The sequence below is a fragment of the Aeromonas sp. 97A genome, from assembly GCF_051919185.1.
Taxonomy (GTDB): domain Bacteria; phylum Pseudomonadota; class Gammaproteobacteria; order Enterobacterales; family Aeromonadaceae; genus Aeromonas; species Aeromonas veronii.
Genome location: NZ_JBQBFF010000001.1, coordinates 3,457,644 through 3,470,891, shown reverse-complemented (window position 1 = coordinate 3,470,891; position 13,248 = coordinate 3,457,644). Strand labels below are relative to the sequence as shown.

Annotated in this window: 11 protein-coding genes and 1 pseudogene; 10 read left to right on the top strand and 2 right to left on the bottom strand. The window is 59.1% G+C overall.

The window, feature by feature from the left end; all coding sequences use genetic code 11:
- Positions 1-8: 8 nt before the first annotated feature.
- Positions 9-1,670: a DUF927 domain-containing protein gene (locus tag ACTG27_RS15740; RefSeq protein ID WP_439979938.1), complete on the top strand. Its 1,662-nt coding sequence runs from the start codon at positions 9-11 to the stop codon at positions 1,668-1,670.
- Positions 1,667-1,966, top strand: coding sequence for a helix-turn-helix transcriptional regulator (locus ACTG27_RS15735; protein ID WP_323581515.1), 300 nt, complete (start codon positions 1,667-1,669; stop codon positions 1,964-1,966). The genes ACTG27_RS15740 and ACTG27_RS15735 overlap by 4 nt, the downstream gene beginning before the upstream one ends.
- Before the next feature lie 35 nt (positions 1,967-2,001).
- Here ACTG27_RS15735 and ACTG27_RS15730 read toward each other — a convergent pair whose 3' ends face one another.
- Both ACTG27_RS15730 and ACTG27_RS15725 read right to left on the bottom strand, forming a co-directional pair.
- Positions 2,002-3,264, bottom strand: a complete 1,263-nt coding sequence (locus ACTG27_RS15730; protein ID WP_439979937.1) for a tyrosine-type recombinase/integrase — start codon at positions 3,262-3,264, stop codon at positions 2,002-2,004.
- Positions 3,265-3,448: 184 nt separating this feature from the next.
- Positions 3,449-4,311, bottom strand: a pseudogene (locus ACTG27_RS15725) (YicC/YloC family endoribonuclease).
- Positions 4,312-4,458: 147 nt separating this feature from the next.
- On the opposite strand from ACTG27_RS15725, the gene rph reads away from it, so the two are divergent.
- The 8 genes from rph to ACTG27_RS15685 all read left to right on the top strand — a co-directional run bounded on the left by rph (position 4,459) and on the right by ACTG27_RS15685 (position 13,185).
- Complete coding sequence (gene rph / locus ACTG27_RS15720; protein WP_005339589.1) at positions 4,459-5,175, top strand: ribonuclease PH; 717 nt, start codon at positions 4,459-4,461, stop codon at positions 5,173-5,175.
- 82 nt (positions 5,176-5,257) lie between these two features.
- Positions 5,258-5,911: an orotate phosphoribosyltransferase gene (gene pyrE, locus ACTG27_RS15715; protein ID WP_010676102.1), complete on the top strand. Its 654-nt coding sequence runs from the start codon at positions 5,258-5,260 to the stop codon at positions 5,909-5,911.
- Between the two features lie 178 nt (positions 5,912-6,089).
- Entirely contained in the window at positions 6,090-8,519 is a 2,430-nt protein-coding gene (locus ACTG27_RS15710; protein ID WP_439979936.1) for a heavy metal translocating P-type ATPase, read from the top strand.
- Positions 8,520-8,909 (top strand): Cu(I)-responsive transcriptional regulator, encoded by a 390-nt coding sequence (gene cueR / locus ACTG27_RS15705; protein ID WP_005356117.1) that lies wholly within the window; start codon positions 8,520-8,522, stop codon positions 8,907-8,909.
- A gap of 127 nt (positions 8,910-9,036) precedes the next feature.
- A complete protein-coding gene (locus ACTG27_RS15700; protein WP_005339596.1) occupies positions 9,037-10,191 on the top strand; it encodes a GGDEF domain-containing protein in 1,155 nt (384 codons plus the stop codon).
- Positions 10,192-10,221: 30 nt separating this feature from the next.
- Positions 10,222-10,485, top strand: a complete 264-nt coding sequence (locus tag ACTG27_RS15695) for a YihD family protein (RefSeq protein WP_005339598.1) — start codon at positions 10,222-10,224, stop codon at positions 10,483-10,485.
- A 155-nt stretch (positions 10,486-10,640) separates the two neighbouring features.
- Positions 10,641-12,092 carry a cytochrome c oxidase accessory protein CcoG gene (gene ccoG / locus ACTG27_RS15690; RefSeq protein ID WP_439979935.1) on the top strand — a complete coding sequence of 484 codons (1,452 nt, stop codon included), beginning with the start codon at positions 10,641-10,643 and terminating at the stop codon, positions 12,090-12,092.
- Positions 12,093-12,195: 103 nt separating this feature from the next.
- A complete protein-coding gene (locus ACTG27_RS15685) occupies positions 12,196-13,185 on the top strand; it encodes a serine/threonine protein kinase (RefSeq protein WP_040095068.1) in 990 nt (329 codons plus the stop codon).
- Positions 13,186-13,248: the final 63 nt, after the last annotated feature.

Below are 13,248 nucleotides of genomic sequence, written 5' to 3'. Positions count from 1 at the left end.
GAGGCGGGATGGAGTTTCGATTGACGGATGATGGATTGGAGTGCCTGGACCGGGACCGATGGTTGCGTGTTGGTAGTTGGATCCGGGTGTCGGCCAGAACACGGGACGCCTCATATCAAAGGGGATTTGGCGCCCTGATCCAGTGGCGAAATCTGGATGGTGTGGTGCAGCAGGAAGTGATTTTCAACCGAGTGCTCTATGGGGAGCAGTCGCGACAAATCCGCGAAAAACTGGTCGATGCGGGTTATTGGCTGGAACCATATCCACAGAGCTGGCCTCGCCTGCAGCTCTATTTGATTCGAGAAATGGCAAAGGCACCCACCGGTATCTGTGTGGAACGCACAGGGTGGCATGAACGGGTATTTGTCACACCGGATTGGTCTGTGGGTTCGGCTGGGGAACCCTATTTTTATGCTGGCCAGCTGGGTGACGTAAGGCCGCAATGTTCAGGTTCATTGGCTCAGTGGCAGGCAAATATCGGTGAACACTGTATCGGTAATCCGATGATGATTTTTGCTGTGGGCGTGGCCCTGATGGCTCCTCTTCTGTATCCGGCGGGTTTGGAAAGCGGCTTATTTCATCTGGTGGGCCATTCATCCACAGGGAAAACGACCCTGTTGGCGGTCGCCGCATCTGTCTATGCAGGACATCAGTTTGTGAGAGGGTGGATTGCTACCGCCAATGGCCTGGCGGCAGTGGCCGCCGAACAGCATGACATGCTGCTGCCACTGGATGAGATCGGTATGGCTAAGCCTGAGGACGTGGATGTCATCATCTACCACCTTGTATCCGGGGCGAGCAAGCTGCGCGCCACGGAGAATGGTAGTCTCGCCAGATCAACCCATTGGCGCACACAGGCGTTGAGCTCTGGGGAGATATACCTGTCTGAGATTTTTGCATCGTTGGGCAAAAGGCCGTTGGCCGGTCAGCAGACCCGATTGATCGAGATTCCGACCTTTGGCAGGTATGGTGCATTTGATGAATTGCACAACCTTCAGAGCTCACAGCAGTTTGCCGATCACATAAAGCTTCAGACAGGCCAATATCATGGAAGCCTGTTTAAAGAGTGGATATATCTGCTGACATCCACCGATGAGTTGGCTCGCTATGTTTCAGGGGAGACCCAGCGACTCACCGATCTCTGGCGTACAAGTCAAATGTCCTCCCAGGTTGTCAGAGTGCTGAGGCGATTTGCGCTGGTTGCAACGGCCTTGGGGTTGGCATCACGCAATTATCTGGTGCCCTGGGAAGAGGAGGAATCCATCGCATCTGTACGAGCAGTGTGGCAGCAATGGCTGGTTGCCAGAGGCCATGTGATGAACCTGGAAGAGCATCAGGTGTTAGCGCGTTTGAAAGAGCTGTTGCCGAAATGGGAGAAGGGATTGCAGGCATTAGATCAACATCGCACCGTTTCGTCGCTGGGATATACCCGAGAGGTCAGTGGCGAGAGGCAGTGGCTGATCGATAAAAATCAGTTTCTGCAGCAATTGGGTTTGCCTAGCCAGTACATGCGGGAGGTAATGCCGCTGCTGCAGCGAGAGTGGTTAGCTACCAATGAACCGGAACGGGCGACAGTGAAGATCATGATTCAAGGGAAATTCTATCGCTTCTTTGCCCTGTGGCCGGATCGCATTTATGCGGGAATACAGGAGTTGGACTGCGATGAATGAATGTTTCCCACTTTCCCATTTTTCCCAGCGCTGTTTTGAGGTGTCATACCATGGATAAATCTCTATTTGCGGCTCCGAATGATGAAAGGAGAGCCCAAGTGCTTCACTGCTCTGGCCAATGTGAGCGGTTGGTTCGAGAAGCGGATCGCCGAGCCATTACTGGCGTTACTCGAACGCTGTGGTGGAAGATGGAGAGGGAGGGGCTGGCGCCAAAGCGGGTGAGGCTGAGCATCCATTGTGTTGCCTGGCGACTGTCTGATCTGCTTTGGTGGATTGAGCAACGCAAGGCTGCCTAGAGGTAGAGTTGAGCCCCTGTTATGGGGCTCTTGTATTAACTGACTTCATCAAGCTTGGCACCAGTGTAGTTGACCGGGCCATTGACGATGGGGGCCAACCATTCAGCGAGTTTTATGTGTGCCTCTGTGCGCTCTGCAAAGTAGGCATGGCGGTTGTAGATTTCATCAACACGACTCCCCGCTTGCTGGTTCAAGCAGCGTTTGGCGAGGGCATCATCAAATCCCATTTTGCCGAGCATTGTCCTCGCGGTACCGCGCAGGTCATGAACGCGTCGTTTATCAAACGAGAAGAAGTTCTGTTCGAACAACTTTTTGATTGCATGATTCAGAGTGTTTTCGCAGACATGGGGTGTTCGAGCCTGCTTGCTGATCCTCCTGGCCGGGAAAACCCACTCACTGCCACAGCTACGAATTTTCAGCTCTTTCAGCCAGGACATGGCAGGTTCACTGAGTGGAATGTCGATAGACTTGCGCTTTTTGGTGCGCTCTTTGGGGAGATGCCAAACCTTCTGCTCCAGATCAAACTCGCTCCATGGCGCAGCCAGCAGTTCCATTTTTCTGGTGCAGGTAGCGATCAGTAGGGCACAGGCCAGATAGTTTTCACGACTGAACTGGGCCGGGATCGCACGAAGCTTGGTGAAAAACTCGATCACCTCCGGTTCTGTCATTGGATAGTTGGCAGCCCGCTCTGGCCCACCTGCATCTCTGGGGCGGAATGGACTGGCAGGATTAAAGCGAGTGACATCCAGCTTCATACCATGATCAAAGGTACGTTTGAGCATACGCATCACATCATTCGAAATGGTCGGTCTTGGTGGTTTTCCGCCATATCCGTTGGTGATATCGCGCAGGATTTCACTGATATCCAGCGGCCTGATTTTATCTAGTTCAAGATGACCGATGCGCCCGGCGATCTCACGCTCATAGAGGCTGCGCTCTTTTTCATATGAGGTTATTTCGCGTTTGCGTAACTGGTGATAATCCTCAAAGAGATCGTTCAGTGTCTTGAACGGGTTCCTGTTGATCTTGAGGCGAACCTGAACCGGGTCAACACCGTCGCGCTTGATGGCCAGCCGCAGCTTGGTCGCTTCGTCCCGGGCATCTGCTAGAGACCAGTCAGATACCTGACCTATGGTGTACTCTCGCCGAAGTTTTGTCGTGGGCGTGGTGTAGCGCAGCATCCAATAAGCTTCACCGCGAGCAGGGGTCATCAGGTATAGCCCGTTACCATCGGCATGCCGGACGGCGGATTTTTCCTTGATCAGTTTTTTGACTGTTTTGTCGTACAGCTTACCCATTTTCCTGCCTTAAAAAATTGGGGAGTACAATTTCGCTAGCAAAACTATAGCGAGATTGAACTCCCCAATCTACTACCCATCACTACCCAAACTAAAATGCGTTTGGATGAATGTTGTGATTTTCAAAACAAGAAAGGCGTTTGATTTTAATAGATTTATTATCCTGCTTGGATAAAGAAAACCATCATTCAATATTTTGGATCTGCTCGCGCATCTGCTCGATCAGGACTTTCAGCTCGACGGCGGACTGGGTCACTTCGGCGTTGATGGACTTGGAGCCAAGCGTGTTCGACTCGCGGTTGAACTCCTGCATCATAAAGTCGAGACGACGGCCGCAGGCGCCACCCTTTTTCATGATCTTGTTGGTTTCGCTGATGTGCATCTCCAGACGATCCAGCTCTTCGGCCACGTCGATCTTCTGGGCCAGCAGCACGATCTCCTGCTCGATGCGGGCGGATCCAGCTCAACCTTGGCTTCGGCCAGACGGTCGGTGAGCTTCTGGCGCTGCCACTCGATGATCTGCGGCAGGTGGACGCGCACCTTCTTCACTTCCACCTGAATACCGGCCAGACGCTGCTCGATCAGCGCCTTGAGGTTGGCCCCTTCGCTGGCGCGGGAGGCGAGGAAATCTTCCATGGTCTGGTCAAAACCGCCGAGCAGCTCGGTGGCGACCGCGTCCATGTCCTGCTCGGCGGCAGCCATGACGCCCGGCCAACGCAGTACGTCGACCGGATTGAGTTGGCCCTGACCCGCCTCTTTCATTACCCAGCTGGCGCTGTCGATGATGAGCTTGGCCAGCTCTTCATTGATGTGCAGCTGGCTGGCTGCGGCCTGAGCAGCCTCGAAACGCAGGTTGCACTCGACCTTGCCGCGCTGCAGTTTGGCGCGGAAACGCTCACGCAGTACCGGTTCCAGGCTGCGCAGTTGCTCCGGCAGGCGAATGTAGGTCTCCAGATAGCGCTGGTTGACCGAACGAATTTCCCAAACGGCTGTGCCCCAGTCGCCCTTGAATTCCTTGCGGGCGTAGGCGGTCATGCTGTGAATCATTGATTGTTCCGGGCTTGATGAAGTGTGCGGCCAGTATACTCAGCCCAGCCCTGCTCGTCAGCCGATGCCGTGGTTTTAGCGGCTGATATTTGGGGCGGGATCACTTATAATCCCCCGCCAATTTGAGCCAGCCCAGAGGTCCGTTCCATGTCACGTCCAAGCGATCGCAGTGCCGCGCAACTTCGCCCGGTTACCATTACCCGCAATTTCACCAAACATGCAGAAGGCTCAGTGCTGGTGGAGTTCGGTAACACTCGCGTGCTCTGCACCGCCAGCGTTGACACCAGCGTGCCGCGCTTCCTGAAAGGGAAGAATCAGGGCTGGGTAACTGCCGAATACGGCATGCTGCCGCGCTCCACCCACTCCCGGATGAACCGCGAAGCGGCCTCCGGCAAGCAGAGTGGCCGCACTCTGGAGATCTCCCGGCTGATCGCCCGCTCCCTGCGCGCAGCGGTAGACCTGACTGCGCTGGGCGAGCACTCCATCACCGTTGACTGTGACGTGCTGCAAGCCGATGGTGGCACCCGCACCGCTTCCATTACCGGTGCCTGCGTGGCGCTGGTGGATGCGCTGAACTGGATGGTCGAGAAGGGCATGATCAAGCAGAGCCCGCTCAAGCAGATGATCGCCGCCGTCTCCGTCGGCATGTATCAGGGCGAAGCCATCTGCGATCTGGAGTACATCGAAGACTCCGCCGCCGAGACCGACATGAACGTGGTGATGACCGAAGATGGTCGCATCATCGAGGTGCAGGGCACCGCGGAGGCCGAGCCCTTCACCCATGAAGAGCTGCTGGAGATGCTGGCGCTCGCCAAGGGCGGCATCGCCGACATCATTGCGCTGCAGAAGCAGTCGCTCTCCTAATTTCTGTTTTGAAAAACGCGGCATTGACCGCGTTTTTTTATACCCCCACACCAGTAAACGACAAGCCAAGCAAGGAGCCAGAATGAAAGCCTACCAGCGTCAATTTATCGAGTTCGCCCTGGAGAAACAGGTCCTCAAATTCGGTGAATTTACCCTGAAATCCGGTCGTAAAAGCCCCTACTTCTTCAACGCCGGTCTGTTCAACAGCGGCCGCGATCTGGCCCGTCTCGGCCGCTTCTATGCCGCCGCCCTGATGGATGCCGGTATCGAGTTCGATGTGCTGTTTGGCCCGGCCTACAAGGGGATCCCCATCGCCTCCGCCACCGCCGTGCAGCTGGTGGAGCAGCACGATGTGGACGTGCCCTGGTGCTTCAACCGCAAGGAGGCCAAGGATCACGGTGAGGGTGGCAATCTGGTGGGCAGCCCGCTCAAAGGGCGCATCATGCTGGTGGACGACGTCATCACCGCCGGTACCGCCATCCGCGAATCCATGGATCTGATCCAGGCCAACGGCGCCTCGCTGGCGGGCGTGCTGATCGCGCTGGATCGTCAGGAGAAGGGTAAGGGTGAGCTCTCCGCCATTCAGGAGGTGGAGCGTGACTACGGCGCCCACATCATCGCCATCATCCAGATGAGCGACTTGATCCAGTATCTGGAAGAGAAGCAGGCCGAACAGCCGGAGCTGGCAGCGCAACTGGCGGCCATGAAGGCTTACCGCGCCCAGTACGGTATCTGAGCTCCGCTCACACCGCGCAATAGCTGAATGCGGCGCCTGTTTGCTCTCTGGCAGCAAACGGGCGCCGTTTTTTCATCTGCAAAAAGTGGATCATGTGGCTTGAGCTTGCCCTTACAGTAAAGGTTAGGGTTTGCCCGTCGGCGTTTTGTGGTGCCGACGGGTTCCGGGGAGGAACAACATGACCACTCATCTTCAATCACCCATTCATCTGCAGTTGCCGCTCAGCGGCATGAGCTGCGCCAACTGCGCAGGCCGCATCGCGACCAGCCTCAACAAACTCGACGGGGTATCGGCCACCGTCAACTTCGCGCTGGAGCAGGCGGCCATCGAGCTGGCCAGCCCCGATCGCCTGCCTGCGGTGCTCGAAAGCATCAAGAGTCAGGGTTACGACTACGGCAGCGAGACCTTTTTGTTCCAAATTACCGGTATGACTTGTGCCGGTTGCTCGGCTCGCCTCAACAAGATGCTGGCCGCGCTGCCCGGCGTTATCTCGGCCGAGGTCAACTTCTCCATCGAGCAGGCCCGGATCGTGCTGGTCCCCGGGATGCAGACGCCAGCCGCTTTGCGCGAGCAGATCGAGGCGCTTGGCTTTGGCGCCCAACTGGCACAGGGTTCGGCCAGCGGCCGCCGCCAGCAGTTGCTGGAGCGCGAAGCGCAGGAGGCCGCCACTGCCCGTCAGGCGCAGACCCGGGTCATCGTCTCGGCTTTGCTGACCCTGCCGCTGCTGGTGGGGATGCTGGCCATGGCCGGGTTGTTCCCCTGGCATCTACCCGCCTGGCTGGAGCTGCTGCTCGCCACCCCGGTGCAGTTCTGGATCGGTGCCCGTTTCTATCGCGGCGCCTGGCTCGCCATCAAGAACCGCGCAGCCAATATGGATGTGCTGGTGGCCACCGGCACCAGCGCCGCCTACTTCTACAGCCTCTATCTGCTGCTGACGCTGGGGATGGCTGCCAGCGGCAAGCTCTATTTCGAGGCGAGCGCCATCATCATCACCCTGATTTCTCTCGGCAAGTTGCTGGAGGCGCGGGCCAGACGCAGCACCCAGTCCGCCATTCGCGAACTGATGGCGCTGCGGCCGGAAACCGCCACCGTCTGGCGTGGCGAGAGTTGGCAGAGCGTCGCCATCGACGAGGTGCTGCGCGGCGATCGACTGCGGGTATTGGTGGGCGAGCGGGTGCCGGTGGATGGCAGAATCGTGAGCGGCGCCAGCGAGCTGGACGAATCGATCCTCACCGGCGAGAGCCTGCCGGTGCCGCGCGGTGAAGGCGACAAGGTGCTGGGCGGCGCTATCAACCGCTCCGGCGTGCTGGAGATCGAGGCCACTACCGTGGGGGAGGATTCCAGCCTCAGCAAGATCATCGCACTGGTGGAGAGCGCCCAGATGGGCAAGGCGCCGCTGCAACAGCTGGTGGACAAGGTCTCCGCCGTGTTCGTGCCGGTGGTGATGGCTATCGCCCTGTTCACCCTGCTGGTGTGGTACGCCATCAGCAACGACTTCGGTCAGGCGCTGCTGGCGGCGGTGGCGGTACTGGTGATCGCCTGCCCCTGTGCGCTGGGGCTGGCGACCCCGGCGGCCATCGTCACCGGTACCGGCGTCGCGGCGCGCCACGGCATTCTGATCAAGGATGTGGATACCCTGCAGAAGGCCCACGCCATCAAGGCGCTGATCTTCGACAAGACCGGCACGCTCACTCAAGGCAAGCCTGTGCTGGCCAGCTGGAGCGGCAATGGCGAGCAGTTGCATCTGGCCGCCGCCCTGCAGCAGGCGAGCGAACACCCGCTGGCGCTGGCCATGCGCGAGGCGGTCGGCAGCGGGGTGGCGCTGCCTCAGCCGGAGGCGGTCGAGGTGCGGGTCGGTGCCGGCATAGTCGGTCAGGTGGCGGGCCACAGTGTCGCCATCGGCAATGGTTCCCTGCTGGCCCAGCTCGGCATTGAACCGCCGCAACAGGATGAACAAGCCGCCGATGGGGCGACCCGGGTTTGGGTCACCATCGACGGCACGGTGGCTGGTATCGCCGCACTGGCCGATACCCTGCGCCCCGAGAGCCCGGAAGCCATCGCCACCCTGCGCCAGCGCGGTATCGCCAGCTGGCTGGTGAGTGGCGATGCACCGGCGCCGGTGGCCCATATCGCCGCCAAGCTGGGGCTGGACGGGGCCTTTGACTCCGTGCTGCCAGCGGGCAAGGTGGAGAAAGTGGAGGCGCTGCGGGCGCAAACCCGCGGGCTGGTGGCCATGGTGGGGGATGGAGTGAACGATGCCCCGGCGCTGGCGGCGGCGGACGTCGGTATCGCCATGGGCTCCGGCTCCGATGTGGCGATGGAGACAGCTTCCATCACCCTGATGCGATCTGACCCGCGGCTGGTGGCCGATGCCATCGATATCTCGGCGGCGACCTGGCGCACCATCCAGCAGAATCTATTCTGGGCCTTCGTGTTCAACATCATCGGCATTCCGCTGGCGGCGCTGGGTTACCTCAGCCCCGAGCTGGCGGGGGCGGCCATGGCCCTGAGCAGCATCACAGTATTGAGCAATTCCCTGTTATTGAAACGCTGGCAGCCTAGGGCGGCGCACGGGCCAGCATCCAATCCGATCAGTAAGGAGGCATAAATGAACATCAGCAAGGTTGCCAAGGCCACTGGGCTGACCGCCAAGACCATCCGTTATTACGAGAGCATTGGCCTCATCACAGCCCCGGTACGCAGTGACAACGGCTATCGCAGTTACACCGAGGGGGCGCTGCGTGAGCTGCGTTTCGTCAAACGGGCGCGGGAGACCGGCTTCAATCTGGAGGAGTGTCAGGAGCTGCTGGCGCTCTACCGTGACGAACACAGAACCAGCGCCCAGGTGAAGAAGCTGGCGCAGGAGAAGATCGTCGATCTGCGCGCCCGCATCGCCGGGTTGCAGGCCATGCTTACCTCCCTGGAAGGGTTGGTCTGCTGCTGCCACGGGGATGAAAATCCCGAGTGCCCGATCCTCGACGAATTGGAGAAGGGGTGAGCAAGGACTCACCTGCCAGCGCAGAAGAAATCGTTATTGATTGATTAACTTCTTAATAAGCGGCGCTTTATTGTTGCGGGTCAGGGGGTAATGGTAGACTGCTCGGCTCTTGTACAGGAGTACTCAGTTGACCCAGAGTGTGACACGCCAGGTTAAGCAGGCCATCATGGCCCAGCTCTATACCCATGCATCATTCAGTCTCCCCTGTTTGGGCGTGTTGGCATTTGGCTGGAGTCTGCTGTTTCACGACTATCTACCCGCCATCGAAGCGCTCGGTTGGCTGGCAGGCACTTTCCTGTGGCTGCTGGGTCGGGGCTGGCACCTGCGCTGGCGTCGAGCCCGCCTGCACCAGACTCCGTTGCCGGTGCTGGAGCGGGAGCTCTTTATCGGAGCCACCATCACCTCCATCATCTGGGCCCTCGGGGTGCTGCTCTACATGGACAAGCTGCCCGATACCTACCGGGCCGCCATGATGATGCTCTCCAGCCTCATTCTTACCGGCAGCGCCATCATGCTGTTTGGCAGCCGCCGTACCCTCTATGGTTCCGCCCTGCCGCTGGGTATGGCGATGCTGTTCGAGCTGGGTAATGGCAACGAGCAGGAGCGGATCGTATCCTGCATGCTGGCGGGCTATCTGTTTGTCTTTCTGCCGACCCTGCTGCGCCGGATGCGGCGGGATCAGATCGCCTCGCTCCACCACCGTTTCTCCAACGCCGAACTGGTGGCCGAGCTGAAGGCGGTCTCCGAGCATTTGCGTCTCACCTCCCGCCTCGACGGCCTGACCGGCATCGCCAACCGCGCCCATCTCGACGACTCTCTGGAGCGGGCCTGGCGCCGTTGCCATCGTGCCCGGGCGCCGCTGTCGCTGGTGCTGGTAGATGTGGATTACTTCAAGCAGTTCAACGATCTCTACGGTCACCAGCTGGGGGATGACTGCCTGCAACAGGTGGCGGGCTTGCTGGCCGAGGTGGAGCGGCGCGAGGACGATCTGGCGGCCCGTTACGGTGGCGAAGAGTTTGCCCTGCTGCTGCCCTGCACCGGCATGCAGGGTGCGTTGCAGGTGGCGGACAATGTGCGGCAGGCACTCAAGGAGCTTGCCATCCCGCACCAGAAGTCACTGGTCTCCGGTCGGGTCACATGTAGTTTTGGTGTTGCGACACTGATACCGGACAACAGCATGAAAATCGCCGATTTGATCCAAAAAGCGGATGCGGCACTCTATCAGGCCAAGCATAATGGGCGGGATCGAATCGAAGTAGCCTTGATGGGTAAGGTTGCCTGAATTTAACGTGACAGATTAAAGAGGTTGTCTATGCAATGTCATCGTATCGAAGAGCTGCTGGAGTTGTTGCAGCCTGCCTGGATCAAGGAACAGGATCTCAGCCTGGTGCAGTTTGTTGCCAAACTGGCCCAAGAAGCGGGATTTGAAGGGCCTCTGTCCGAGCTGACCGACGACATGCTGATCTATCACCTCAAAATGCGGGAATCCGACAAGCAGGCGATGATCCCCGGTCTGGCCAAGGATCATGTGCCCGATTTCAAAGAGGCGCTGCTCAAGGCTCGCGGAATCAAGTGAATCTTTAGCGGAAGCGTATCACCTCGTGGTGATGCGCTTTTTTGTTGCCGAAAATTGCGATCCAACCCCAATATTAGATACATCTAATCCACACAATTAGCATGCTGTTTAAGATATAATCCGCTCCATAACAAATAAGGGAGCGATGTCTTGCAATGGCCGACCACGATAAAATCGATATCAAGGACGTCACCGACAAGGGCGTAACCGGGACCTTCAACCCCAATACGTTCAAAGCCAGCGACGACAGATTCAACCCGGGCAACCGCATCTATGTGCGGGCCCAGAAAGGGTATTGGCAGCGGATGCGCAAGGCCATGGGCTGGTTCTTTGTGGCGCTGTTCGTGCTGCTGCCCTGGCTGCGTTACGACGGGCGACAGGCGGTGCTGTTCGACCTCGGTCACCAGCAGTTCCATATCTTTGGCGCCACCATCTGGCCGCAGGATCTGACCCTGCTCGCCTGGCTCTTCATGATCGCCGCCTTCGGACTCTTCTTTATTACCACCTTCCTCGGTCGGGTCTGGTGTGGCTATCTCTGCCCGCAGACGGTCTGGACCTTCATGTTCATCTGGTTTGAAGAGAAGCTGGAAGGGCCCGCCAATAAGCGGCGCAAGCTGGACGAGGCGCCCTGGAGCGGCGAGAAGCTGGCCCGCAAGGGAGCCAAGCATCTGGCCTGGCTGGCGATCTCGCTGGTGACCGGCCTGACCTTCGTCGCCTACTTCCAGGATGTAACTGAACTGGTGCCGGACCTCTTCACCCTGCAGGCCAGCGGATGGGTGCTGTTCTGGGTGATCTTCTTCACCATCATTACCTACGGCAACGCTGGCTGGATGCGTGCCATCATGTGTATCCACATGTGCCCCTATGCCCGCTTCCAGTCCGCCATGTTCGACAAGGACACCTTCATCGTTGGCTATGACACCAAGCGTGGCGAGACCCGTGGCGCCCGCTCCCGCAAGGCGGATCCCAAGGCGATGGGGCTGGGCGACTGTATCGACTGCGATCTCTGCGTGCAGGTCTGCCCGACCGGTATCGATATCCGCGACGGCCTGCAGTACGAGTGCATCAACTGCGGCGCCTGCGTCGATGCCTGCGACCAGACCATGGAGCGGATGGGCTACCCGAAAGGGCTCATCAGCTACACCACAGAGCACAAGCTGGCCAACGACTCGACCCATGTGGCGCGGCCCAAGCTGATTGGTTACGGGCTGGTGATGGCGGTGATGCTGGGGGTATTTGTCTACAACGCCATGTCCATCATGCCGATGGGGCTCGATATCCTGCGGGATCGCAACCAGCTGTTCCGCGAAAACAGCGAGGGGCTTATCGAGAACACCTACACCCTCAAGATCCTCAACAAGACCCTGCAGTCCCAGACCTACCAGCTGGATGTGGAGGGCTTGCCCGAGTATCAGTGGTTCGGCCCCCGTGAAGTGACCCTGAAGGCGGGTGAGATCTACACCCTGCCGGTCAGTCTGGCGGTCGATCCCTACAACCTGAAACGGCCGGCGCTGGATATCCAGTTCGTGCTGAAACGGGAGGGGGCGGCGCTCGATGACAGCAAGGGCAACCTGCGCCAGGGCAGCAAGTTTATCAGCCGGTTGTAACTGCGTGTGGCTGCGGGCCGAGCGTGACACCGGTCCGGTCACCAGCGAGCACGGCAATGGTGGGTAGTAGTGATAGAATGGGGCGCAACGGCGCCCCTTTCTTATGGTGGATGACATGCGTTTCAACTATTCCGACCTCAATCCCGACCTCATCATGGATGCGCTCGATCTCAGTGGCCTGCGGCTCGACTCCGGCCTTATCGAGCTCAACAGCTACGAAAACCGGGTCTACCAGTTTCAGGATGAGGATCGTCGCCGCTATGTGGTGAAGTTCTACCGTCCCGGCCGCTGGAGCCGGGCCCAGATCCTCGAGGAGCACGAGTTTGCCACCCGTCTCGCAGAGGCGGAGATCCCGGTCGCCGCGCCGCTCGCCTTCGCGGGCGAGACCCTGCTGGAGCACGAGGGCTACCCCTTTGCCATCTGGCAAAGCGTCGGTGGCCGCCAGTTCGAAGTGGATAATCTCGATCAACTGGAGTGGGTGGGGCGTTTCCTCGGCCGCATTCATCAGATCGGCGCCAGCAAGCCGTTTCATCATCGGGTGCGGCTCGATGTGGAGAGCATGCTGCACGAACCGCGTCAGCTGCTGGCGTCTGGCGAGTGGCTGCCAAGCGGGCTGGCGAAGCAATTCTTCGGGGTGCTGGACGAGCTGATCAAGCATGTCAGCGACGCCATGACCCTGGATGTGGCGCAGATCTCCCTGCATGGCGATTGCCACCCGGGCAACATCCTCTGGCGCGATGGCCCCATGTTTGTCGATCTCGATGATTGCCGCACCGGCCCCGCGATTCAGGATCTCTGGATGATGCTGAGCGGCGAGCGCCACGAGCAGCAGATCCAGCTCGACACCCTGCTGGCGGGCTACGAGGAGTTTATGGAGTTCGACTCGCGGGAGCTGGCGCTGATCGAGCCGCTGCGGGCGATGCGCATCGTTCATTACATGGCCTGGCTGGCACGGCGCTGGGAAGATCCCGCCTTCCCCCGTCACTTCCCCTGGTTCAATACCGATCACTACTGGCGTCAACAGATAGCGACACTGCACGATCAGCTGGAGGCACTCAAGGCGCCACCGTTGAGCCTGATGCCAAACTGGTGAAATAGAAGGGATCTTGCGCGGCAAGGGGGACTCGATCTCCGGCCCTGACCATTGACGTCAGCA

Excerpts from the sequence above, each read along its gene's own strand:
- ACTG27_RS15740 (WP_439979938.1), top strand. The coding sequence starts at position 9 with ATGGAGTTTCGATTGACGGATGATGGATTGGAGTGCCTGGACCGGGAC.
- ACTG27_RS15735 (WP_323581515.1), top strand. The coding sequence starts at position 1,667 with ATGAATGTTTCCCACTTTCCCATTTTTCCCAGCGCTGTTTTGAGGTGT.
- ACTG27_RS15730 (WP_439979937.1), bottom strand. The coding sequence starts at position 3,264 with ATGGGTAAGCTGTACGACAAAACAGTCAAAAAACTGATCAAGGAAAAA.
- rph (WP_005339589.1), top strand. The coding sequence starts at position 4,459 with ATGTCACGTCCAAGCGATCGCAGTGCCGCGCAACTTCGCCCGGTTACC.
- pyrE (WP_010676102.1), top strand. The coding sequence starts at position 5,258 with ATGAAAGCCTACCAGCGTCAATTTATCGAGTTCGCCCTGGAGAAACAG.
- ACTG27_RS15710 (WP_439979936.1), top strand. The coding sequence starts at position 6,090 with ATGACCACTCATCTTCAATCACCCATTCATCTGCAGTTGCCGCTCAGC.
- cueR (WP_005356117.1), top strand. The coding sequence starts at position 8,520 with ATGAACATCAGCAAGGTTGCCAAGGCCACTGGGCTGACCGCCAAGACC.
- ACTG27_RS15695 (WP_005339598.1), top strand. The coding sequence starts at position 10,222 with ATGCAATGTCATCGTATCGAAGAGCTGCTGGAGTTGTTGCAGCCTGCC.
- ccoG (WP_439979935.1), top strand. The coding sequence starts at position 10,641 with ATGGCCGACCACGATAAAATCGATATCAAGGACGTCACCGACAAGGGC.
- ACTG27_RS15685 (WP_040095068.1), top strand. The coding sequence starts at position 12,196 with ATGGTGGATGACATGCGTTTCAACTATTCCGACCTCAATCCCGACCTC.